This is a genomic window from Paractinoplanes tereljensis (genome assembly GCF_016862435.1).
Classification (GTDB): domain Bacteria; phylum Actinomycetota; class Actinomycetes; order Mycobacteriales; family Micromonosporaceae; genus Actinoplanes; species Actinoplanes tereljensis.
This window is the reverse complement of the sequence record NZ_BOMY01000060.1, coordinates 46616-68359: the sequence shown is the minus strand read 5'-3', so window position 1 is coordinate 68359 and position 21744 is coordinate 46616. Positions and strand designations below refer to the sequence as shown.

The window sequence follows — 21744 nt, the reverse complement described above, 5'->3', positions numbered from 1 at the left end:
AATGCCCTTGATGCCGGTAGGGTGCTGCGGGTGACTCGTCCACTTTGGCCGGCCGATCCGCGCCGGCTCGGCGACTACGAGCTTCTCGGCCGGCTCGGCGAGGGCGGCATGGGCGCCGTCTACCTGGGCCGCGGGCCCGACGGCCGGCACGTCGCGGTGAAGGTGATCCGCCCGGAGTACGCGTGGGACACCGAGTTCCGCGGCCGGTTCCGCAGCGAGGTCAACCGGGCCCGTGAGGTGCCCGGATTCTGCACCGCCGCGGTGCTCGACGCCGACCCCGACCACGAGACGCCCTACCTGGTCGTCGAGTACGTCGACGGGCCGAGCCTGGGCGAGGTGATCAAGGAGCAGGGTCCGCTCGCCGGTGGCACCCTGCACAGCGTCGCGGTCGGGGTGGCCACCGCGCTGGCCGCCATCCACGGCGCCGGGGTGATCCACCGCGACCTCAAGCCGGAAAATGTGCTGTTCTCGCTCGGCACCCCCAAGGTGATCGACTTCGGCATCGCCCGGGCGCTGGAGGTGACCAGCCGGCACACCCGCACCGATCAGATGGTGGGCACCGTCTCGTACATGGCTCCGGAGCGTTTCGAGTCCGACCAGGACGTCGGGCCGGCCGCCGATGTCTTCGCCTGGGGTGTGGTGGTGGCCTACGCGGCCACCGGCCGCACCCCGTTCCGGGGCGACTCGCCGGCCGCCACCGCCGCCCGGATCCTCACCCAGCCGCCCAATCTGATCGGCCTCGACGGGCCGCTGCGCGACCTGGTCGGCCGGGCCCTGGCCAAGAAACCGGAGGATCGGCCGACCGCGAGCGAGCTGCTCGACCTGCTGCTGGCCACCGATTCCCGGCAGGCCCTGGCCGATCGGCCCGAGCTGCGCCGGGCCGCCGAGGCCGCCGCGCACACCGGCCGGTTGCGACCCGATCCGGTACGCACCGACGCCGTGCCCCGCCGACGCCGGACCGCCCGGGTGCTGGCCGTGGCCGGTGCGGCGGCCGTGCTGGCCGGGGCCGGCCTGTTCGCCACCGAGCCCGGCCGCAGCCTGCTGGCCAGCCCACGCGCCGAGCCTACGACCTTTGTGGAGACCAGCACCGCGCCGCCGGCTGCCGGGAAAGCCCAGCCGCGGGTCCAGGGAGCGTCGGTGATCGACCGGCTGGACCGCCCGGGGCAGTGGAAAACGACCCGGCCGGTGGAGGACGCGGCCGGCTGGTGCATCTTCGGCCAGCACCGCCTGCTGGCGACCACGCATGAGGCGAACGACTACCAATGCACCGGGCCGACCGACACGTTCGCCGGTGATCAGCGGATCGCGGTCGACGTCACGGTGATGACCGCGAACGCGTGCGCGGTGATCTGGTTCCGGGTGGTCGATCAGAGCGGCTACCGGGCCTCGTTCTGCCCGAAGCAGGTGCGGATCGGGATGGACAACGACGGCGAGGTCACCGGCGAACAGTCGACTCCCTCGACGGCGTTCCGGCTCGGGCAGACCCACCGGGTCGCCATCGCCGTGCTCAACGAGGCCGCCGAGATCACCGTCGACGGCACCGCCGTGTTGACCGCGGAGCTCACCGACCCGCTGCTGGTCGGTGGCCAGGTGCGGCTCGGCGCGCTGAACGACGAGAACAGCGGGGACTCCGGCGCCGCGTTCGCGAACGCCGAACTCCGGTCGCCGACGGTGAGCGCGCAACCGGTGCAGTTCGCCGACCTCACCGGCAAGGGCCGGGCCGAGTCGGTGGTCAAGCTCTACTCGTACGACCCGGTCGCGCACGTCGCGGTGGTCGAGCCGGTGCTGTACCTGTCCGGCCCGGACTACTGCACGCTGCTGAAACTCAAGCAGACCGACGGGCGATGCGAGCAGGAGACGATCATCGTCGAGAGCCACCTGAAGGTCACCCTCCCGGTGGTGACAAAGCCGGCCCTCACCACCTGGGACGACCCCGCCAGCGAGGGCGACTGCATCGGCACGATGACCAGCGGCGGCGTCTGCCCGATCAAGCTGGCCGCCTTCACGAAGTGGCTGAAGGCCGACCCGTACGGCCTGGCCGCCGTCACCACCAGCGCAGGCGTAGCCACCCGCCTGGCCGAGATGTACCGCCCCTGAGCAGCGGACCAGCAACGCCGCCCGGCCCGCGGCTCCCTCAGGCGCCCGACGTTACGTCCACCGCGATCGGGCCGGCCGGGGCGGACTCGTTGTCGGCGGCGTCTGCGGCGGTCACCGCGTATCGCCGCAGGCCTTGGGGTGCGCTGCGGTCGACGAACGAGAGCAGGTTCGGTTCCTCGGCCGGTGCCGTCGGTTCCTCGGCCGGTTCCTCGGCCGGTTCGGTGGCCGGCGAGGTCCACGGCCAGAGCCGGCGCCGTGTGTCCGGCGTCGGCGGCTTCGCGGACGACGGTCGCACCGAGGCGAGGAACCGGTAGTCGCGATACAGGTGGTAGACCGTCACGCCGACGTTGTCCGTCGCGAGTCCCCAGGAGATTCGCACGCCCTTTTCCGCGGCGTCGTACTCGGCGGAGAAGTCGGGTGGCACCGACGGCGGTTCGACATCGGCGCCACCCGCGGTGGCGAGCAGGTCGAAGACCCGTGCGAGCAGGTCGCGGAAGGTCTGCTCGCGCAGCCCGAGGGCGAAGGCGATGACGTACCCGATCGCCGAGGGCGATTCGCTCAGCTGCGTGGCGGCGGATTCGGGCGTGTTGAGCGATGCCTGGACGAGCGTCATGTAGACCACGTACCCGACGCCGCCGAAGAGGGCAGCGGTGATCGGACGGCCGAGGTACCAGAATTCGGCGCTCGGACGCCAGCGGTTCTGCGCCTTGGTCACCACTTCCAGGTTGGCGACGAGGCCGCCGACGCTGCCCCACCAGCCGATGCAGAGCAGGGGATGCGCCTTGCCGAGGTCGTGGACCCAATTGTCTTGCAGGTAGAGCAGGCCGACTGGGAGCAGCAGCAACAACCAGACGCAGGAATAGATGAAGATCATGGTGCCTCGCCGGGCGGGTTCCGCTTCGGGTTGCTTCTTCGCGCGGTCGGCCATCAATACATCGGTAGTCGGCGATGCGATCCGGCGCAACATCCGTTCGGTCACCGCAGATCACCCGGTGCTGGTTTACTGCGCATTGTCAAAGATCTATTCACGGGGATGGTACGAATGGCGATCTCGCGCAGACACATGCTGACCGCCGGCGCGGCCGGGCTGACCGCGGCCGGGCTGGCCGGTGCTACTCCGGCGGTCGCCGCCGCGCCGTCCGGCGGGCCCTGGACACCGGCCGCCGATCTCGGCCTCGCGCCCGGCAACAGCGCGGCCGCCAACCGTGCGGCGCTGGTGGCGGGACTGTCCAACTCCGGGGTGAGTGTCTACTTCGGCGACGGCGACTACCAGCTCGACAACAGTGGCACCGACATCGTCATCCCGTCGTTCACCGGCGTGCTGGCGATGGCACCGGCGGCCCGGTTCGTCTTCACCGACAGCGCCGGCCGCGGCCTGGAGTTCAAGGCGGGCACCGGCGCCCGGTTCTACGGGCTGTCGACCGCGTTCGTGACCGCCCCGGCCGCCCGGGTCGGCGCCCAGGAGTGCGTGCTGATCTCGCTGACCACCGACACGTACGTCGAGGACGTCACCATCACCGGATCGGCCGCCGCCGGGCTCCTGTTCTACCGGTGCACCCGGCCCACCGTGGTCGGCGCCCTGATCACCGGCACGATGGCCGACGGGCTGCACTTCGCCAACTGCCAGGACGGCAGCGCCGAGCGGATCACCACGATCGACACCGGCGACGACGGGGTCGCGTTCGTCAACTACGCGGACGGGCCGGCGTCCACCGGCGGGCGAGCCACCCACCTGAGCATCACCCGGTCCAAGGCGCGCGGGATCGCGGTGGTCGGCCAGAGCCGGGTGACGATCCGCGACGCGGTCGTCGACACCACCTCCTCGGCCGGCGTGTACTGCGCCAGGGAGAGCGGCGAGTGGGTCACCCGGAAGCCGGACGACGTGACCTTCCAGCGGATCCGGATCGTCGGCGCCGGCCTCAGCACCCCCGTCACCAGCTCCGGCCTGCGGATCACCGGGGCCGGCCGGGTCGTCGCGTCCGACATCACCATCGACCAGCCCGGCGCGCACGGCGTGCACGCCCAGGGCAACGACGCCGTGACCCTGCTCGACATGGTGGCCACCAACACCCCGCAGAGCGGCTTCCTCATGCAGGAGGGCACGTACTCGGTCGATCGGCTCACCGCCCAGGAGACCTTCGGCATCGGCGTGAACGCGACCGGTTGCACCCGGTTCGAGTACGGAACGATCACCGCGATCAACGCGGCCAAGACCCACGCCACGCACCGGGCCCTGAACGTCGAGAACGTCACCCGGGTTTTCGGCAACCGGGTCTGGATCATCGACACTCAGGCCACCGCCACCGGTTACGTGGCCGGCGCCTACGGCACCCAGAAGGGCAACCTGGGCACCCTGGTGGTCCAGGTCGACCACGGCACCTTCACCGTCGACAACCAGTCCGGCCTGACCTACACCCGGGCCTGACCGATGGGCATCGATTGGTGGTACAACCTCTATCTGCCCGCTCGGAATGTGGCGACGGCCCTGCGGGCCGTCGCCGCCCGCGCCCGCGCCGACTCCGGGCCGGTGCGGGTCACCCTGCCCGGCGGTGAAGAGCTGACCATGCCGTTCACCTCGAACTTCCGGAACCGGATCTCGATCGGCCTGATCTACCTGCACGTCTGGTACACGTACTCGCTGCGGCCCGGCTATGTGTCGATGAGCTTCACCGCCGCCGTCACCGGGATGAGCCACCTGTTCGCCGATTCCAGCAGCGTCCGGGGCGTCTTCACGGACCTGGCGGCCGAGGTCGGCGCGGTCTGCTGCGTGTTCGACCGGGAGGGCGACGGCGACGAGATCTGCTGGCCGGTCACCATGCCGTGCAATCGCGACTCTCTCAAGGAGCTCGCAGCCACCTGGCCTTAGGCTTCCATCATGCGGGTAGCGTTCGCCAGCGACGACGAGAACGAGACGACCCGGGCGGTCGCTCAGGCCCTGGCCGCCGCCGGTCACGAGATCATCGGGCCGGACTCGCCGCCGAGCTGGCCCGACCTCGGCCGTTTCGTCGGGCAGGCGGTGGTCGACGGCCGCGCCGACTACGGCGTGGTGATGTGCTGGACCGGCACCGGAACGGCGATCGCCGCCAACAAGGTCCCCGGGGTGCGCGCGGCGGTGGCCTGGGACCCGTGGATCGCGAGGGGCGCCCGGCTCTGGAACGACGCGAACGTGCTGGCGATGAGCCTCAAACGGCTCGCTCCCGACGTGGCCGTCGAGGTGCTGCAGGCCTTCCTGGACACGTCCGGCCCCGACCCGGACGAGGCCGCGAACATCGCCGCGATCGAACGATGACGGCCGCGATCGCCCGGAGCGTCAACACGCTCGTACGCTTCTGCGCCCGCCGCGACGTCCCGTCGCTGACCGCCGGCCTGGCCGACGTGGCCATCCTGTTCGGCGGCACGATCCTGGCCGGTGCCGACGTGTTCGCGGCGGCGATGCGGGCCGGCGTAGCCGACCGATACCTGATCGTGGGCGGCCAGGGCCACACCACCGACGCCTTGCGCGCTGTTCTAGGGGACGGCCTCAGCGAGGCCGCGCTGCTCGACCGCTACCTGCGGGAACGGTACGGCCTGGCCGCCGACCTGCTCGAGCAGGAGTCGACGAACTGCGGCAACAACGTCACCAACGCGCTGGCCCTGCTGCGCGCCGAGGGCGTCCGGCACGACCGGCTCGTCCTGGTGCAGGACGGCACGATGCAGCAGCGGATGGATGCCGGCTTCCGGCGTCACGCCGCACCGTCGACCCGGATAGTCAACTACGCCTCGCACCGGACTTTCGTCGACGATTCTCTGCGCTATCGGGACGAGCCGGTCGGCATGTGGCCGCTCGACCGGTACGTCTCGCTGCTGCTGGGGGAGATACCCCGGCTGACCGGGTACGGCCCCGCCGGCCGCGATTTCATCGCCCACGTCGAGGTGCCACCCGAGGTCCAAGACGCAGCCGATTATCTGCGGGATGCAACCGATTACACCGTACGAACGGCGGACGCGAGGTGGGCATGAGGCTTCCCGTCGTGGGTTATGTCGACCCCTGGAAGGCCCGGGTAGCGGAGGCCGGCTTCACCATGAAGACCGCCCCGGTGGGCGAGATCGAGCTGAGTTACGCGGAGGGCCCGGACAACGGCCCGCCGTTGGTGCTGCTGCACGCCCAGCACATGGACTGGTTCAGCTACAGCCGGGTGCTGCCCGCCCTGTCCCGCCGCTTCCACGTCTTCGACATCGACTATCCCGGCCACGGCGCCACCGTCGTCCCGCCCGGCTACCCGATGACGGCCAACCGCATCGGCGCCGACCTGGCCGCCTTCCTGGAAAAGACGATCAGCCAACCGGCGTACGCAAGCGGCAACTCCTCCGGCGGCCTGCTGACCGCCTGGCTGGCCGCAAACCACCCCGACCTGGTGACGGCGATCGTCCTGGAGGACCCACCGCTGTTCTCCGCCGAATACCCAAGAATCCGTACGACGATCGCCGACCGCTCGTTCGCCACGTGCTCCCGAGCGGTCCAGGAGGGCGTGGACGATTTCCTCCTCTACTGGATCGCGAGCAACAAGAAGTTCTTCACCAACAACATCGCCCCCGGAAGCGCGTGGGTGCTGACCCAGGCGGTGAAGGCCTACCGCCGAGCACATCGGGGCGAGCCGGTAGAGGTAGGCGTGCTGCCGAACGACACGGTTCGCCTGTTCCTGAGAGGCATGGACCAGTTCGACCCACGCTTCGGAGCGGCCTTCCACGACGGCACCTGGAACGAGGACTTCAACCACGCCGAGGCCCTGACCCGAATTACCTGCCCCGCGCTCCTGCTCCAGGCCGACTTCACCGTCCTGCCCGACGGCACCTTGAACGGCGCGATGACCCAGGAGGACGCCGACCGGGCCGCATCCCTGCTACCCAACGGCAAATACCAGAGGGTCGACGCAACCCACGTGGTGCACCTCGCCGACCCCGACCTATACGTACGAATCCTGGAGGACTTCTTCCGGTGAATCTTTTGCTGACGTCGAGCGGTCTGCGTAACGACACGTTGCGGGATGCGCTGCGGGACATGTTGGGAAAGCCGTTCGCGTCGGCGAACGTCGTGTTCGTGCCGACGGCGTCGGTGGCCGAGCCCGGCGACCACGGCTGGTTCGTCGCCGACATGATCCGGCTGCACGGCCTCGGCTGGCGGGAGTTCGACGTCCTGGAGTTGAACGGCCTGCCGCAACCGATGGTGCTCGACCGGCTCCGCCACGCCGACGTCATCTACGTCGAGGGTGGCAACCACTATCACCTGGCGCGCAGCATCACCGGCAACAACCTGGCCGACGGTTTCCTGGAGGCACTGGAGAGCCGGGTCTACGTGGGCGTGAGCGCCGGCTCAATGATCTTCAGTCAAAACCTGACGGCACACTCCGCCGACGTGATCGGCGACGCCGCAGACCTGCACGCGCTGGGCGCGACGACGGTGCAGCCACCTTTCGGCCTCTTCGACTGGTACCTGAAGCCGCACCTCTACTCGCCCCATTTCCCGGAGCGCGACGACGCCTGGGCCGACCGCATCGTCGAGCGAGCAGACTTCCCGATCTACTTCATCGACGACGAGACAGCCATCCACGTCAGCGGCGACAAGGTGGACGTCATCTCCGAAGGCCGCTGGCGCTTCCACCCTATTGGGACCCGGCGGCCACCAGTTTCGCGGTGATGGGTTCGAGGTCGGCGATCAGCTCGTCGAGTTCGGCGGGCGTGAGGGCGTCGTAGGGCGGGGCAGCGAGTTCGTCGGTCAGGGCTTCGACGCGCTGCTGGGTCTCGCGGCCGGCGTCGGTGAACCGGCCCTCGGCGTCGATGAGCCCACGCTCGCGCAACCCATCCATCACCGCGGCCAGTCGCTTCTTCGGCAGGTGGTGGATGCGCCCGAAGGACTCCGCCGGGTAGATGCCCGCCGCCAGCGCGCTGATCACGTGCGCCTCCGTACCGCCGATGGACGCGCCGAGGAGCGCGGCGATGTGCCCGTCCCCGCGGTGCTCGCGCAGCGTGGTCGCGGAATGCCACAGCCGGGCGACCGGGTCGCCCGGCACCTCGAGGGTGCGCATCCCGGCGTACATCATCCGGCCTGCGATGGGCGCGCTCAGCGCGGCTTTGGTGATCAGGTCGGCGGCGCGCGCCAGGCCGGGGGAGCCGGCCAGCTCGTCGCCGAGGATTCGTCGTACGGAGGCCGCGCTGCCCCGCTCCCGCGCGGCGACCGAGGCTTCCGGCGAGATCTTCTCCCACGCGCTCGGGATGTGCCGCGCGGCCTCTCCGTCGGCAAAGCTGTAGAAAGCCGCGTGTACGACCTCCGCGGGCACCCTCCCCAGCGGCGCGGCCCGGCTGGCGAAGTACCCGTCCCAGTAAGTGGGGTGGCCGAGCGCGGCCAGTTCGTCATTGCACTCGTCAGCGAAGAAGGTGACCAGGCAGATCGGCTCCAGAAGCCCGAACATCCGACGAGCAAGAGTGGCAGACACGAGCGTTTCCTTTCCCAGCAGGCGCCCGGCGCGCCCCGCTCCACACCCTCTCCACGATCGGCCGACCCCGGTTCCGACACGCTGGAGTGTGGTGAACTGGGTGGCGTGCAGATCCGTCCAGCTGAACTGGCGTCGATCCGGGCCGGCGACATCGATGTGGCGTTCCGCCGGTGGGACCGGCCGCGGCTCAAGGTCGGTACCCGGATGCGTACCGCGGTCGGGCTGGTCGAGGTCACGTCCGTCGACCGCGTACCGGTGGAGTCGCTTACTGCCGCGGACGCCGGCCGGGCCGGCGCGGCGTCGCTGGCCGCGCTCCGCCACGGATTGGACCGCTTGCACGCCGACCGGCCGGTGTATCGGATCGGGCTACGGTACGCGGGCGCCGACCCGCGCCATGAGCTGCGGGAAACGGTGCCCGACGCGGCGGAGATCGCCGCGGTCGTCGCGGGGCTGGACCGGCTGGACCGCGCCTCGCCGACCGGACCGTGGACCCGGGCAACGCTCCTGCTGATCGACGAACTGCCGGCCACCCGGGCACCCGACCTGGCACAACGGATCGGGCGAGACACGCCGTCGTTCAAACAGAACGTGCGCAAGCTGAAGGAACGCGGCCTGACCGAATCACTCGACATCGGGTACCGGCTCTCCGCGCGTGGTGCCGCCGTCCTGGACCACGAGGGTCACCCACGGCCGGCCCAGGTTCGACCGGTGCCGGAGCCGGGCACGCCGCTGCCACACCTCGGCGCGCCCGCTACCCGCGCGCTGACCGCGCACGGCGTGGTCCGGCTCGAACAGGTGGCCGAACTCAGCGAGGCCGAGGTCCAGGCGCTGCACGGAGTCGGTCCGTACGCCCTCGGGCGCCTGCGAACGGCAATGGCCGAGGCCGGACTCGCTTTCCGCGCCTGAGCCTGCCCAGGGAGCCGTGGCGTTCCGCCGTTGCGCTCGTGGTGTTCACCCGTCTTCGGGATGTCAGAAGTGTGCCATGCGTGTCGCGCCCTAGCGGAGCCCGACAGAACTCTGACATCGCAGACTGTTGATCAACCGCGTATTTCCAGCACTATCGCAGCCGGGTCGGCCTGGCGGCTACAGAGTTGGAACATTCAAGAAATGTCAGAGTAATGACGCGCGCCCAGTCTTCTCTCACTAGCAACAGCGGCCGGCGGCACGGGGCGGGGAGCTCGGACGACGGCGGCTAGCTCTGGAGATCTCATCCGCACGATCTGCCGTGCCGCGGCCCCGGCGGCACGTCCCCTTCAGCAGGAACGGAGTTCTCGCATATGTTGACCACCAATAAGCGGATGCGCGCGTCTGTGGCTATCGGCGCCATCGGGACGACCATGGCCCTCGTGCTCGCCGGCTGTGGCGCCCGCGCCGGCGACGACACGTCCACCGCCGGGGCCTCCGCGGCCGCCAGCTGCGTCGACACCTCCGGCAGCACCATCAAGCTCGGCTTCCTCAACTCCCTTACCGGTGGCATGGCGATCTCCGAGAAGACCGTCTCCAACGTGCTGCACATGGCCGCCGACGAGATCAACACCAGCGGCGGCATCCTCGGCAAGAAGATCCAGTACGTCCAGGAAGACGGCGCCACCGACTGGCCCACCTTCGCGGAGAAGACCGAGAAGCTGCTCACCCAGGACTGCGTCGCCGCGATCTTCGGCGGCTGGACCTCGTCCTCGCGCAAGGCCGTGAAGCCGGTGGTCGAGAAGCTCAACGGCCTCTTCTTCTACCCGGTGCAGTACGAGGGCCTCGAGTCGTCGCCGAACATCTACTACACCGGCGCGACCACCAACCAGCAGATCATCCCGGCGATGGACTTCCTCGCCTCCAAGGGAGTGAAGACGCTGTTCCTCGCGGGTAGCGACTACGTCTTCCCCCGCACCGCGAACGCGATCATCAAGCTCTACGCGGCCAAGCTCGGCATCAAGATCGTCGGTGAGGAGTACGTACCCCTCGACAAGGACGACTGGACCAGCCAGGTGGCGAAGATCGTGGCGGCCAAGCCCGACTTCATCTTCAACACCATCAACGGCTCGTCGAACGTCGGCTTCGTCAAGGCGTACTACGACGCCGGCCTCACTCCCGCGAAGACGCCGATCATCTCGGTGTCGATCGCCGAGGAGGAGGCGCCGGCCATGGGCCACGAGGTCACCGGCAACTACGCGTCCTGGAACTACTTCCAGTCGCTCAAGACCGACACCAACCCGAAGTTCATCCAGAGCTGGAAGGCCTACCCCAACAGCAGCGGCGTCACCTCCGACCCGATGGAGGCCGCCTACATCTCGCTGTACCTGTACAAGTCCCTCGTCGAGGCGGCCGGCTCGTTCGACGTCAACGCGGTGAACGCCGCGGCGAAGTCGCACACCATCACGTTCGACGCGCCGGAGGGCAAGGTCACGCTCGACGGCAAGAACCACCACATCTCCAAGCCGGGCCACATCGGCCAGATCAACGCCAACAACCAGTTCGACATCGTCTGGTCCTCCGACAAGTTCATCGAACCGGACCCGTACCTCGAGGCCTACGACTGGTTCCCGGCGGACATCCGCAAGCAGCTCGTGGGCGCGGCGGGCTGATCCTCCACCTGGACGCGGGGTTGCGTGTCGCCCGCGGCACGCAACCCCACCCCCACACAGAGAGCGATCGCACGTGGACGCACTGATCTCACAGCTGCTGAACGGCAGCGCACAGGGTGCGCTGCTCCTCCTGGCCGCGCTGGGCCTCTCGCTCACCTTCGGCCAGATGGGCGTGATCAACATGGCCCATGGCGAGTTCCTCATGCTCGGCGCCTTCACCGCCTACCTCGTCCAGCAGGTCATCGCCGCCAGTGACCTGTCGATCCCGGTCGCGCTGCCGGTCGCGTTCGTCGTCGCCGGCCTGTTCGGCCTCCTGCTGGAGGTCACCATCATCCGATGGATGTACCGCCGGCCCCTCGACACCCTGCTCGTCACGGTCGGGGTCAGCCTGATCCTGCAGCAGGCGGCACTGCAGATCTTCCCGTCCCAGGGCGTTCCGGTGGAGAAGCCCAGCTGGCTCGACGGGCAGCTGAACGTCCTCGGCTACGAATGGCCGCTGCGGCAGCTGTTCACCATCGTGCTCGCGAGCGTCTGCGTCGCCGCACTGTCGGCGTGGCTCAAATACACCTCGTTCGGCCGCCGCATCCGGGCGACCGTGCACAACCGGGACCTCGCCGAGACCACCGGGATCTCGACCCGCACCATCGACCGCCTCACCTTCTTCGTCGGGTCGGGCCTGGCCGGGGTCGCCGGAGTGGCCGCGTCGCTCATCGGCGGCACGAACTCCCAGATGGGCGCGCAGTACATCATCCCGGCCTTCCTCGTCGTCGCCGCCGGCGGCATCGGCCAGCTCAAGGGCACCATCATCGCCGCGTGGGCGGTGGGCGTCGCCCTCTCGTGCTTCGCCTACTGGACGACCGGCAGCCTGGCGCAGGTGCTCGCCTTCATCCTCGTGATCGTCTTCCTGCAGGTACGCCCGCAGGGCCTGTTCACGGTGCGAACCAGGAGTCTGGCATGACCAAGCTGAAGCCATTGCCCTCCCTCAGAGGCATCGCGGCCCTCAGCGGCATCGCGATGTTCGCCGTCCTGCTCCTCGCGGTCGCTCCCGCCGTACTCTCCGATCACTGGCTCAACAACCTCGGCAAGTACTGCTGCTGGGCCATCGCCGCCGTCGGCATCGGCCTCGCGTGGGGCCGGGGCGGGATGCTGGTGATGGGGCAGGGGGTGTTCTTCGCCCTCGGTGCCTACGCGATGGCCATGCACCTCACGCTGGAGACCGCCGGTGACCGGGTTCCGGGATTCATGGTGCTCTACGACCCGCTCGCGCCGCTCCCGGCGTTCTGGGAGCCGTTCCGCAGCGCGGGGTTCACCCTGGCGGCGATCGTGGTGCTCCCGGTGGTCGCGGCCGGCATCCTCGGCTACGCGCTGTTCAAGCGCCGGGTGAAGGGCGCGTACTTCGCGATCCTGACCCAGGCGCTCGCCGTCGCGCTGGCCACCCTGATCAGCTCCACGATCCGCGAGACCGGCGGCGACACCGGGCTCAGCGACTTCAAGTTCTTCTTCGGCTTCGTGCTGAACGACCCGGCGAACAAGGTCATGGTGTACCTCATCGCGGCCGCTCTGCTCATCGTGTGCCTGCTCGCGGTGTGGCAGTTCTACCGCAGCCGCTTCGGTGAGCTCCTCGTCGCCACCCGGGACGCCGAGGAGCGCGTGCGCTTCCTCGGCTACGACCCGGCCAACATCAAGCTCGTCGCCTTCGTCGTCTCCGCGCTGATGGCGAGCATCGGCGGAGCGATGTTCGTGCCCATCGTCGGCATCATCACCCCGGCCGAGATCGGTGCCGCTGCCTCGATCCTCATGATCGCGGGCGTCGCCTTCGGCGGCCGCGCATCACTCTTCGGCCCCGCGCTCGGCGCGATGGCGGTCGGATGGGGGCAGTCGAGCCTCGGTTCGACCTGGCCCGACGGCTGGACGTACATCCTCGGTCTGCTCTTCGTAGTTGTCATTCTCTTCCTCCCGAGCGGGTTGTCGTCGCTGCCGGCCAGGTTCGCGGCGATCCGCCGGCGCCCGGCCGAACAGCCCACCCCGCCGATCACGGCCGCAGAGCTTGAAGAGGTACGGGCATGACCGGCGCTTCGCTCGTTGTCACGGATCTCCACGTCGAGTTCTCGGGTTTCGTCGCGGTCGGCGGCGTCTCCTTCGACGCGCACCCCGGCGAGGTCCGGTTCCTGATCGGCCCGAACGGAGCCGGCAAGACCACCTGCATCGACGCCATCACGGGGCTGACCAGGGGCACCGGGTCGGCGAGGCTCGGCGAGACCGAGCTGCTCGGCAAGCAGGTGCACAAGATCGTCCGCCTCGGGGTCGGCCGCACGTTCCAGACCGCGAGCGTCTTCGACGAGCTCACCGTGCTGCAGAACCTCGACATCGCCGCCGGGCTGCACCGCTCCTCGGTCTCGCTGCTGCGGGCCCGGCGCGGCGTCGACCCGTCGATCGAGCAGGCGCTGGAGGAGACCGGCCTCGCCGGCGAGCTGGCCACGCCGGCCGGCATCCTGTCGCATGGCCAGAAGCAGTGGCTGGAGATCGCGATGCTGCTCGTGCAGGACGCGAAGGTGCTGCTGCTCGACGAGCCCGTCGCCGGCATGAGCCACGACGAGCGCACCGCCACCGGCGACCTTCTGCAACGCATCGCGGTGAAGCGGATCGTGCTCGTGGTCGAGCACGACATGGACTTCATGCGCCGCTTCGCCACCCGCGTGACAGTGCTGCACCAGGGCAAGGTGCTCTCGCAGGGCACGGTGGCCGAGGTTCAGGCCGATCCCAAGGTGCAGGAGGTCTACCTCGGCACCGCGGGCGCCGCCACCGCTGCCGCCATGGCGGTCGTGCCCGAAGCAGTGGCCGAGACGCTGAAGCTGACGGAGGACTGAACATGCTCGAGATCACCGACATCGAGGCCGGCTACGGGCGTACGCGGGTGCTGCACGGCGTGACGGTGCCGGCCGGCAAGGTGGTGGCCGTGCTCGGCCACAACGGCGCCGGCAAGACGACCCTGCTGCGCCTCGCGATCGGCCTCCTCAAGCCGACGAAGGGCCGCGTGCTGTTCGACGGCGAGGACATCTCGTCGCTCGCCCCCAACAAGCGCGTTGCCCGCGGTATGGCGTACGTACCGCAGGGTCAGCAGGCGTTCGGCCAGCTCACAACGCTGGAGAATCTGCAGCTCGTCGCCGACGGGCGCCGGCGCGGCAAGGCCCTCATCGAAGCCCAGATGGCCCGCTTCCCCGCGCTGGAGAAGTTCGCCACCCGGAAGGCGGGCCTGCTCTCGGGCGGGCAGCGCCAGCAGCTCGCGATCGCCCGCGCCCTCATCACCGAGCCGAAGCTGCTCATCCTGGACGAGCCGACCGAGGGCATCCAGCCCACGATCGTCGCCGAGATCGAGCAGACCATCATGCAGCTGGCCGGCGAGGGCATCCATGTGCTGCTCGTCGAGCAGCACATCGGCTTCGCCCTCGAGGCCGCCGAGCGTTACGTCGTGCTCGCGTCGGGCTTCGTCACACAGACCGGTGATGGTGGTTTGGCCGCAGCCTCCACCGTGCGAGCCGCCATGGCGATCTGAGGCGATGTGACCCACGTCGGCAATGCCGTCGTAACACCTGACGGTAATGCTTCCCCAACGCAAGGTGCCTTAGGGGATGCCACTGTGTCGACGTACAACGCGCGCGCGGCCGCAGAGGACAGCCTGGAGGACTACGCCTTCCGCTATGTGCCGCGGACCTTCCGGCGCTGGAGCGCGGCCTCCGTCGGCGCGACCGCCCTCGGGTCCATCGCGTTCCTCGCCGACTTCTCGATCGGCGCGAGCATCGGCATCGACCACGGCACCCCCAACGCCGTACTCGGCATCGTGTTCGCGTCGGTCATCATCCTCATCGTCGGTGTGCCCGTCGCCTACTACGCCGCCCGCTACAACCTCGACCTCGACCTCATCGCCCGCGGCTCCGGATTCGGCTACTACGGCTCCATCATCACGACTGTGGTCTTCGCGGGTTTCACCTGCATCTTCTTCGCCCTGGAGGGCGCCATCATGGCGCAGGGGCTGCAACTGGCGACGGGGATGCCGCTGTGGATCGGCTATCTCATCTCGACCGTCGTCGTGATCCCGATCGTCATCTACGGCATGCGCGCGCTGGAGCGCCTGCAGTTCTGGACCACGCCCCTGTGGCTCGCCCTGGCCCTGCTGCCGCTGCTGTGGATCGTCGTCTCCGACCCCGAGGCTGTCCGCGCCTTCACGTCGTTCACCGGCAACTCCGACGGCTCGATCAGCTTCGGCGCCATCGTCTCGAGTGCCGCCGTGTGCTTCGCCCTCACCCCGCAGCTGGCGGAGCAGATCGACTACCTCCGCGCCATGCCGCCGCGTACGCCGTCGAACGCCCGCTCGTGGTGGACGTCGTTCGCGTTCGCCGGCCCGGGCTGGGTCGTCTTCAGCGGCACCAAGCAGGTGATCGGGGTGTTTCTCGCCGTCTACCTCCTGGTGCGGGTCGAACCCGATCTCGGGCACCAGGCGACCGAACCGGTCAAGCAATTCGTCGAGATGTACCAGACCCTTATCCCCGACTGGCTCGCGATCGTTCTCGCCCTGGTGCTCATCGTGGTCGCGCAGGTGAAGATCAACGTGACCAACGCCTACTCGGGCTCACTCGCGTGGTCGAACGTCTTCACCCGGGTGGCGAAGCACTACCCAGGCCGTACGATCTTCGTGCTGTTCAATCTTGTGATCGCCTACACGTTCATGATGTTGGACGTCTTCACCCTCATCTCCTTCGTGCTGAGCCTCTACGCGAACGTCGTCATGGCGTGGCTCGTGACGATCGCCACCGATATCGCGATCAACAAGTGGTTGTTGCGCATCTCGCCGCGCTTCCCCGAGTTCCGCCGCGGCATGCTGCACGACTGGAACCCGGTGGGGCTCGTGTCGGTGGGGCTCGCCTCGGTGCTGTCGCTGCTCGCGTTCGCCGGGTTGCTCGGCGCCGCGGTCAAGCCGTTCTCCGTGCTCATCGCGATCGGCGTCGCGTTCGTGGCCACGCCGGTCATGGCCGTCGCCACGCGGGGCCGCTACTACCTGCGCCGCCAATCCGACGGCATCGACTCCCCCCGGTTCGACGAGCACGGCAACCCCTCCGGTGAGCGGCTCCGCTGCCATGTCACCGGCTATACGTTCGAGCGGCCGGATATGCTGGCCTCGGCCGAGAGGGGACCGCGCGGCGAGGTGCAGTACGTCTCGTCGCTGGCGCTCACGCTCGACAATTCCGATCGCTACGTGCTCCCGCCGGAGGTCGTCAGGCCCACGCACTGGGCGACCACCCGAGGGAGGGGGACGTGATGGAGGAGCCGGTCGACACCGCGACCGCGATTCTCGCGAGTGCCGCGGTGCTGCTGCGCGAGCGCACCTTCGACGACATCTCCTATCGTGCCCTCGCCGACGAGGTCGGCATCTCGGAACGCACGATCTACCGTCAGTACCCCACGCGCGCGCACCTGCTCGCCGCACTCTCGAACTGGATCGAGCAGGCCTTCTTCCCGCTGCCGCCGTTCGTGACCGTGTCCGATTTCCGCGCCGCCGTGCACGAGCGCTTCCGGGCCTTCGACGCGTTGCCCGCGTACGCGTACGTCGGCGCCCGGGCGTCCGCGATCTCGCCGACGCTCGACATCGAGCCGGCCTACATCACCCGTGCGATCGAGGCGATGCTCGACGTAGCGGCGCCGACGCTCAACCGACGTGATCGGCGCCGGATCGCGGCATCCCTGCGGTACTTCTCGTCGGCGATGTTCTGGGCGCGCCTGCGCACGAGCTTCGACCTGGACGCCGCCGAGATCTGCGACGCGTTCGACCGCGCCGTCGACACCGTGCTCGCCAAGCTGCCCGACGCGACGCGGGTGGAGCCGTGACCGAGCCGGCGGCCGACCCGGCGCTGAGCGGCACGCAGGTGGCGATCCTCGACGCCTACGCCGGCCTGATCGAGGAACTGGGCAGCGACGACGTGTCGAACCGGGTCATCGCGCGCCGGGCCGGCATCGCCGAGCGCACGGTGTTCCGCAACTACCCCACGCGGGTCGACCTGCTGCTGGCAACCGCAGCGTGGATCGAGGCTACGGTGTTCGCCCGCGAGGAGTCGCACTCGATCTTCGACATCCCCCTAGCGATCCGCGAAGCGATGCAACGGTACGACGCCCGGCCGGAACTAGCGCACGTCGTCGCCGAGACAGCGATGCGAGGCGTGAGCGGCGCCGCGCCGTCTCCCGGCCGGGCGCAGCTGGAGCGGCTGCTGGATGCCGAGGTGCCGTCCCTGGACGCGGCGCAGCGCACGGCGGTTATCGCGGCGCTGTCACACCTCGACTCCGTCGGCGCCTGGGTGACGTTCCGCCGCGAGTTCGCCATGGACCGGCGCGACATAGCCGACGCCGCCGCGTGGGCGGCAGAGGCGGTGCTGGACAGCATCCGCAACCGAGTCGCCCCGTAGGGCGCTATTGCCGCGGCGGTCGCTCCGGGCGTGCCAGCCGTTGTACTGACGGGTATGTCGGCCGTTATCAAGAACGCCGTTAACGCAGCCGCCAACGCCTTGTCAGGATGCTTGATCAGTTCAAAAACGGCATCATCGGCTTCAGAACGAACTCGGAAGCTGTCCGGAATAACGTTCGACGGGCGGCAACCAGTCGTCAGGGGCCGAGCAATGCCAAAGGGACGACGGCTACGCCGTCGCGGCGGCGGTAAGCGCGCTCACCCGCATAGATGACGACGGAGTCAATCAGGTCTTCGCCGATCCGGTCGCGCAGCCAATGCAGATGCTTGGTGTCCGCGTCTTCGACGCGGTCGGCCAGCTTGACCTCGACGGCCAGCACCCTTCCACCGGCGTGCTGAACTATGAGATCCACTTCGTGGAGGTTGTTGCGCGTCCGTAGGTGGCTTACCCGGCCCTCGGCTGCCTCGGCATAAGTGTGGACGCTGAGCGCCACGAGGTGCTCGAAAAGAGCGCCGAGGATCGTGCCTTCGGACAGGTTGGTACTGCCCTGTTCGGCCCGTAGCAGTGCAGCGGCGTCGAGTCCCAGCAGCCGAGCGGCAAGCGCCGGGTCGGCCAGGTGATGCCGGGCGGACTGCCCGAGCCGATCAAGATGGTTGTGGCCGGGAATCCACGGTGGCAGGTCGTCGAGCAACCACAGCGAGGACAGGGCGTCGCGGTAGGCGAGTGTGGTCTCCTTGGCCGGTTTGTTCGCCAACCCGGCGGTGGCCGCGTCGAGAATTTTCGAGTAGGTCGCCGTCGTCGATGTCGCGGCGGCGTATGCGGCAAGCCAGGCGCGTAGCACAGCCGGACGGCGGACCGGATAGCCCTGCTCAGGGAACTCCCGCTCGACGACGTTGTCCAGGTATGCGTCCAACTCGGCCCGGCGGACCCGGGACGGAAGTCCCCGGATGGCGGGGAATCCGGACGCGGTGATCTCCTCGACGTAGTCGGCCAGCCCGAGCTTGGTGCCCCCATCGACGTCGCGGTCGCCGGCCAGCAGCGCGGACAGGCTGACCGTCGAAGTTTCGATATCCCGTTCCGCCACGCTGAGTGGGCGCATCCGCATCGGGACGATCCGTCCAGCACCTGAGTGGATCACCGTGCCCCGAGGTGCCGAACTGCCGGCGATGATGAAGTGCCCAGGCGGAGAACCGGCATCGACCGCGCGGCGCACCTGGTCCCAAACCTCGGGGAACCGCTGCCATTCATCCACCAGGACCGGCCCGGCCAGGCGAGACAAGACGGACGGATCCGCACTGAGGATCTCTCGCTGGGCAGGAAGGCTGAGATCGACGATTGACACGGCGCGCTGCGTCGCTGTCGCTGTCTTTCCCACGCCCTTCGGCCCATGGATCGACAGGGCACGTAGATGAGGCTGAAGCTCATCCAGCGCGTCATCCAGGACACGCCGCCGGTACTCGACCACAAAGCCACTCTACCCGAAGCGCACCTCCTACACGTCCAAATGCACAGCTCTTAGTCTTCCAAACGCACATGCTCTAGTCTGCCGAAGTTTCTCGGCATGCCCGGGCGTCCCTGAACAAGGACGCTACTGCTCATGCAAACCTCGATCGCGCACCTCGCCACGGCCCAAGCCTTTGAGTCGAAGCCGCCCAGGAGTGGTCCGCGAACGGCCCAACCAAGGCGGACGGATCGTCGACTCCTGCCAGCCTGCCTTGATTCCGACACAACCGCCATGCCAAGAAAAGGTCGGTATTGTGCCCTTCCATGAGTCGATGGAAGGCGATCTTCTGGATTGTCGTCGGTTTGAACGCATTCACCGTGGCAGTCATCTTTTACCTGCAGGTTCGATCGGGATCATGGAGCAAAGCCGACCAAATCGGTGGCGCATTGGGTTTTTATGCAGCCTGGTTCATCCTGATCGACACACTTTTTATCGCAGAGTTGTGGCGACGGGCATATGCGTCTCCGGCTCATATCCCAGACGCCTCCAACACGCCCAGCATTGAGAAGGCCGGCCGAACAGGATCTTCGATTGCAAGATGTTTCCTCCCGACTATGCGTCGCCACTTGAACAACGGGTACGCATTCGCTGCCGTAGCTGCTGCACTCTTAGTGCTCTATGGGATCGTACTGTGGGATAACTTCGCTCCGCAGGCGCCGCGCCCTTACTTCGGGGCAACGTTTATGAGTGGCGAGGACACGCTTCACTTCGGGCCGGCCGAAGCCATATTTGTCAGCACAGAGACTCGGAGGAAATACTCGTCGAAAAGCCCCGTTGCCCCAATCTGGGAAGAGTTTGCTCGACAGGCAGTTCCCGACATGGCCGTCACTGATCAGAAGGGACCAGGAAGAGGTCCGGAACTTTGGTTTCTCATGCCTTCGGCCATACTTCAGAGCAACGACGGAATCTCCGGGAAGGAAGAGTGTAAAGTGGCATTGGAGAAGGCGGCCAAGCAAACCAACGGGGCTTACGTGACGGTCAATCTAAATTCAGATGCCATCGTTTGCGTGTCACCCCATCAATCCGGTATAGCCCAGGTCAAAGTGCATTCCGGCCCGGTGGAGTTCCGGGTTGCCTACAGGTTTTACCCGCTAGACCACGAACTTGAGGACAGGATCTGGTGAGAAAAGGTGCCATTAACAGTCGGGAGGTCGTCAGCCGCTTACCCGGGCTGGGAGCGACGAAAAACCTCCGCCTGCTGGGTCGGCTTATCCGCCGACCGAGCGCCTAGCAGACTCTTTACGGATCCTGGCGCGCAAACCCACCCTGCATTCGCCCTAGATCACGAGTGTTTGCAGACACCCGGAATAGCCAGTCACCCAGATCGTCGAGGTCACGCTCGCGTTGCTGCGCTAGGGCCAGCGTGTATCTACGCGCGGCTGGCTCGTGTCCACGGTAGGACGCGCACCATGGTCGAGCGAGCGGCCGGGCGCCGACAAGACGCCGCAGTGCCGGACGCATGGGCTACCGATGCTGGGTTACGCCTGCTCGCGCTGGGAGGCTCGCTCATACGCACTAAGAACGCGCCTCGCGGCAGCCGGCGCCGGACCGTCCGGCGTGACCACCGCACCGTGGGGTGTCCGAGGGGTCGCCCCCGGAGAAGATGTGGTGGGCCGAACGTTGCACCATGCGAACCGCCCGACCACCGTTCCCGGGCATCCGCTGCCAGAACGTTTGACCTGCTCACGCCACAGTCGGGGCCCCGCTGAGCACTCCTAGCGGTCCCACAGATGCGCGGTTTCGCCGGTTCTTAGCGGCTTACCGTCAGGACCCTTTCTCCGCACCACGAAGATCATCGATTTCAGTGGGGCGATGCCCGGCGGCTGGTTGCCGGGCCGCCGCCGCGGCGCCGCTGTGGCGCTGCGGGAATGCGGTCGCTCGGTCGGCTCATGGGCGACAAAATGGCTGCGATCATGGCGATCGGCGGTGGGGACGGGGGCGTCGGTGGGCGCGATGTCACTGGGACAGTGTTGCGGCGGTGGCTGCGAAATATGAAGTAGCCGAAGATCACCGCACGCATGGCCCCCACACGGACGCGCCTGAGACCCCCGTGGTGCGAGGGCCTCCGGCGAGGTGGTTCCGTGCGGTGGATCAGGACCGCTTGTTTCGCTGGCGCGTTTTACGGTGCCGCATTCCCCGTGGCTTTATCCCGCTGGCGTTTCGTTCAAACCCAATCCACGCAGGATGTTGTCGCGGTTCGCGTTTCCGCGCAGTGCGGTCAAGGAATTCAAGCGGCCCAGCAAAGTCGTGGAAGATGCGGGGCATTTCAAGTCTTGAATCGCCGACAAGGTTTTTTCAAAACGTTGGATGCGGCTTTCGAGGTCCGTTCCACTCGGAAGGTTCGCATTCTTGAGCGCTACCTGCGCGTTTACTTGGGCTTGAGTGGGTGGGCAGCGACCGGGAACGTTTACCCCGGTAGGGCCCACGCGGTCGGCCGTCGCGTTCGGATTGCCCGGGCTGAAACCCAGCGCCGGCACCAAAGCGTTGATGTTACCGGCGCTGGCTCCGGTCTCGGCGGCCTGGCCCATCCCCGTACCGACCGCGAGCGCCGAGCCGAGCAGCGCTGCGGCGGCACCTCCAATCACCAGCTTGCGCGTCCGGCTGCTGACTCCGCGTCGATACATGCACGGCTCCTCTTCGTCTCG

General features: G+C 68.0%; 21 protein-coding genes. 17 read left to right on the top strand and 4 right to left on the bottom strand.

The window, feature by feature from the left end; all coding sequences use genetic code 11:
* The first annotated feature begins 30 nt into the window (after positions 1–30).
* Positions 31–2097 carry a serine/threonine-protein kinase gene (locus tag Ate02nite_RS44965; protein ID WP_203814114.1) on the top strand — a complete coding sequence of 689 codons (2067 nt, stop codon included), beginning with the start codon at positions 31–33 and terminating at the stop codon, positions 2095–2097.
* 37 nt (positions 2098–2134) lie between these two features.
* Here Ate02nite_RS44965 and Ate02nite_RS44960 read toward each other — a convergent pair whose 3' ends face one another.
* Positions 2135–3025 carry a hypothetical protein gene (locus Ate02nite_RS44960; RefSeq protein ID WP_203814113.1) on the bottom strand — a complete coding sequence of 297 codons (891 nt, stop codon included), beginning with the start codon at positions 3023–3025 and terminating at the stop codon, positions 2135–2137.
* Positions 3026–3139: 114 nt separating this feature from the next.
* Between Ate02nite_RS44960 and Ate02nite_RS44955 the strand changes: the two genes are divergently transcribed.
* From Ate02nite_RS44955 to Ate02nite_RS44930, 6 genes are read left to right on the top strand one after another with little or no spacing between them, the layout of a single operon-like run.
* Positions 3140–4522: a glycoside hydrolase family protein gene (locus Ate02nite_RS44955; protein WP_203814112.1), complete on the top strand. Its 1383-nt coding sequence runs from the start codon at positions 3140–3142 to the stop codon at positions 4520–4522.
* Positions 4523–4525: 3 nt separating this feature from the next.
* Positions 4526–4963 carry a hypothetical protein gene (locus Ate02nite_RS44950; RefSeq protein WP_203814111.1) on the top strand — a complete coding sequence of 146 codons (438 nt, stop codon included), beginning with the start codon at positions 4526–4528 and terminating at the stop codon, positions 4961–4963.
* 9 nt (positions 4964–4972) lie between these two features.
* Positions 4973–5386: an RpiB/LacA/LacB family sugar-phosphate isomerase gene (locus tag Ate02nite_RS44945; RefSeq protein ID WP_203814110.1), complete on the top strand. Its 414-nt coding sequence runs from the start codon at positions 4973–4975 to the stop codon at positions 5384–5386.
* On the top strand, positions 5383–6096 hold the full coding sequence (locus Ate02nite_RS44940; protein WP_203814109.1) for a YdcF family protein: 714 nt from the start codon (positions 5383–5385) through the stop codon (positions 6094–6096). Before Ate02nite_RS44945 ends, Ate02nite_RS44940 begins: the two co-directional genes overlap by 4 nt.
* Entirely contained in the window at positions 6093–7076 is a 984-nt protein-coding gene (locus Ate02nite_RS44935; protein WP_203814108.1) for an alpha/beta fold hydrolase, read from the top strand. The genes Ate02nite_RS44940 and Ate02nite_RS44935 overlap by 4 nt, the downstream gene beginning before the upstream one ends.
* Positions 7073–7771: a peptidase E gene (locus tag Ate02nite_RS44930; protein ID WP_239148172.1), complete on the top strand. Its 699-nt coding sequence runs from the start codon at positions 7073–7075 to the stop codon at positions 7769–7771. The genes Ate02nite_RS44935 and Ate02nite_RS44930 overlap by 4 nt, the downstream gene beginning before the upstream one ends.
* Here the strand turns inward: Ate02nite_RS44930 and Ate02nite_RS44925 are convergent.
* The gene (locus Ate02nite_RS44925) at positions 7737–8567 is read right to left on the bottom strand and encodes an SCO6745 family protein (RefSeq protein WP_239148171.1); all 831 of its coding nucleotides are present in this window, start codon (positions 8565–8567) and stop codon (positions 7737–7739) included. The genes Ate02nite_RS44930 and Ate02nite_RS44925 overlap by 35 nt on opposite strands.
* A gap of 105 nt (positions 8568–8672) precedes the next feature.
* Between Ate02nite_RS44925 and Ate02nite_RS44920 the strand changes: the two genes are divergently transcribed.
* From Ate02nite_RS44920 to Ate02nite_RS44880, 9 genes are all read left to right on the top strand, one after another.
* A complete protein-coding gene (locus Ate02nite_RS44920) occupies positions 8673–9473 on the top strand; it encodes a hypothetical protein (protein WP_203814107.1) in 801 nt (266 codons plus the stop codon).
* A gap of 392 nt (positions 9474–9865) precedes the next feature.
* Positions 9866–11143, top strand: coding sequence for an urea ABC transporter substrate-binding protein (urtA, locus tag Ate02nite_RS44915; protein ID WP_239148170.1), 1278 nt, complete (start codon positions 9866–9868; stop codon positions 11141–11143).
* A gap of 73 nt (positions 11144–11216) precedes the next feature.
* The gene (gene urtB, locus Ate02nite_RS44910) at positions 11217–12101 is read left to right on the top strand and encodes an urea ABC transporter permease subunit UrtB (RefSeq protein ID WP_203814105.1); all 885 of its coding nucleotides are present in this window, start codon (positions 11217–11219) and stop codon (positions 12099–12101) included.
* Entirely contained in the window at positions 12098–13210 is a 1113-nt protein-coding gene (urtC, locus tag Ate02nite_RS44905; protein ID WP_203814104.1) for an urea ABC transporter permease subunit UrtC, read from the top strand. Before urtB ends, urtC begins: the two co-directional genes overlap by 4 nt.
* Entirely contained in the window at positions 13207–14010 is an 804-nt protein-coding gene (gene urtD, locus Ate02nite_RS44900; RefSeq protein WP_203814103.1) for an urea ABC transporter ATP-binding protein UrtD, read from the top strand. The genes urtC and urtD overlap by 4 nt, the downstream gene beginning before the upstream one ends.
* Positions 14011–14012: 2 nt before the next feature.
* Positions 14013–14696, top strand: a complete 684-nt coding sequence (locus Ate02nite_RS44895; protein ID WP_203814102.1) for an ATP-binding cassette domain-containing protein — start codon at positions 14013–14015, stop codon at positions 14694–14696.
* Between the two features lie 6 nt (positions 14697–14702).
* Positions 14703–16457, top strand: a complete 1755-nt coding sequence (locus Ate02nite_RS44890) for a purine-cytosine permease family protein (protein WP_239148169.1) — start codon at positions 14703–14705, stop codon at positions 16455–16457.
* Entirely contained in the window at positions 16457–17023 is a 567-nt protein-coding gene (locus Ate02nite_RS44885) for a TetR/AcrR family transcriptional regulator (RefSeq protein WP_239148199.1), read from the top strand. The genes Ate02nite_RS44890 and Ate02nite_RS44885 overlap by 1 nt, the downstream gene beginning before the upstream one ends.
* Positions 17020–17595 (top strand): TetR/AcrR family transcriptional regulator, encoded by a 576-nt coding sequence (locus tag Ate02nite_RS44880; RefSeq protein ID WP_203814100.1) that lies wholly within the window; start codon positions 17020–17022, stop codon positions 17593–17595. The genes Ate02nite_RS44885 and Ate02nite_RS44880 overlap by 4 nt, the downstream gene beginning before the upstream one ends.
* A 196-nt stretch (positions 17596–17791) precedes the next feature.
* On the opposite strand, the gene Ate02nite_RS44875 is transcribed toward Ate02nite_RS44880, so the two are convergent.
* Positions 17792–19060 carry an ATP-binding protein gene (locus Ate02nite_RS44875; RefSeq protein ID WP_203814099.1) on the bottom strand — a complete coding sequence of 423 codons (1269 nt, stop codon included), beginning with the start codon at positions 19058–19060 and terminating at the stop codon, positions 17792–17794.
* A gap of 302 nt (positions 19061–19362) precedes the next feature.
* Between Ate02nite_RS44875 and Ate02nite_RS44870 the strand changes: the two genes are divergently transcribed.
* Entirely contained in the window at positions 19363–20223 is an 861-nt protein-coding gene (locus Ate02nite_RS44870) for a hypothetical protein (RefSeq protein ID WP_203814098.1), read from the top strand.
* 1020 nt (positions 20224–21243) lie between these two features.
* On the opposite strand, the gene Ate02nite_RS44865 is transcribed toward Ate02nite_RS44870, so the two are convergent.
* Entirely contained in the window at positions 21244–21723 is a 480-nt protein-coding gene (locus tag Ate02nite_RS44865; RefSeq protein ID WP_239148168.1) for a hypothetical protein, read from the bottom strand.
* Positions 21724–21744 lie beyond the last annotated feature (21 nt).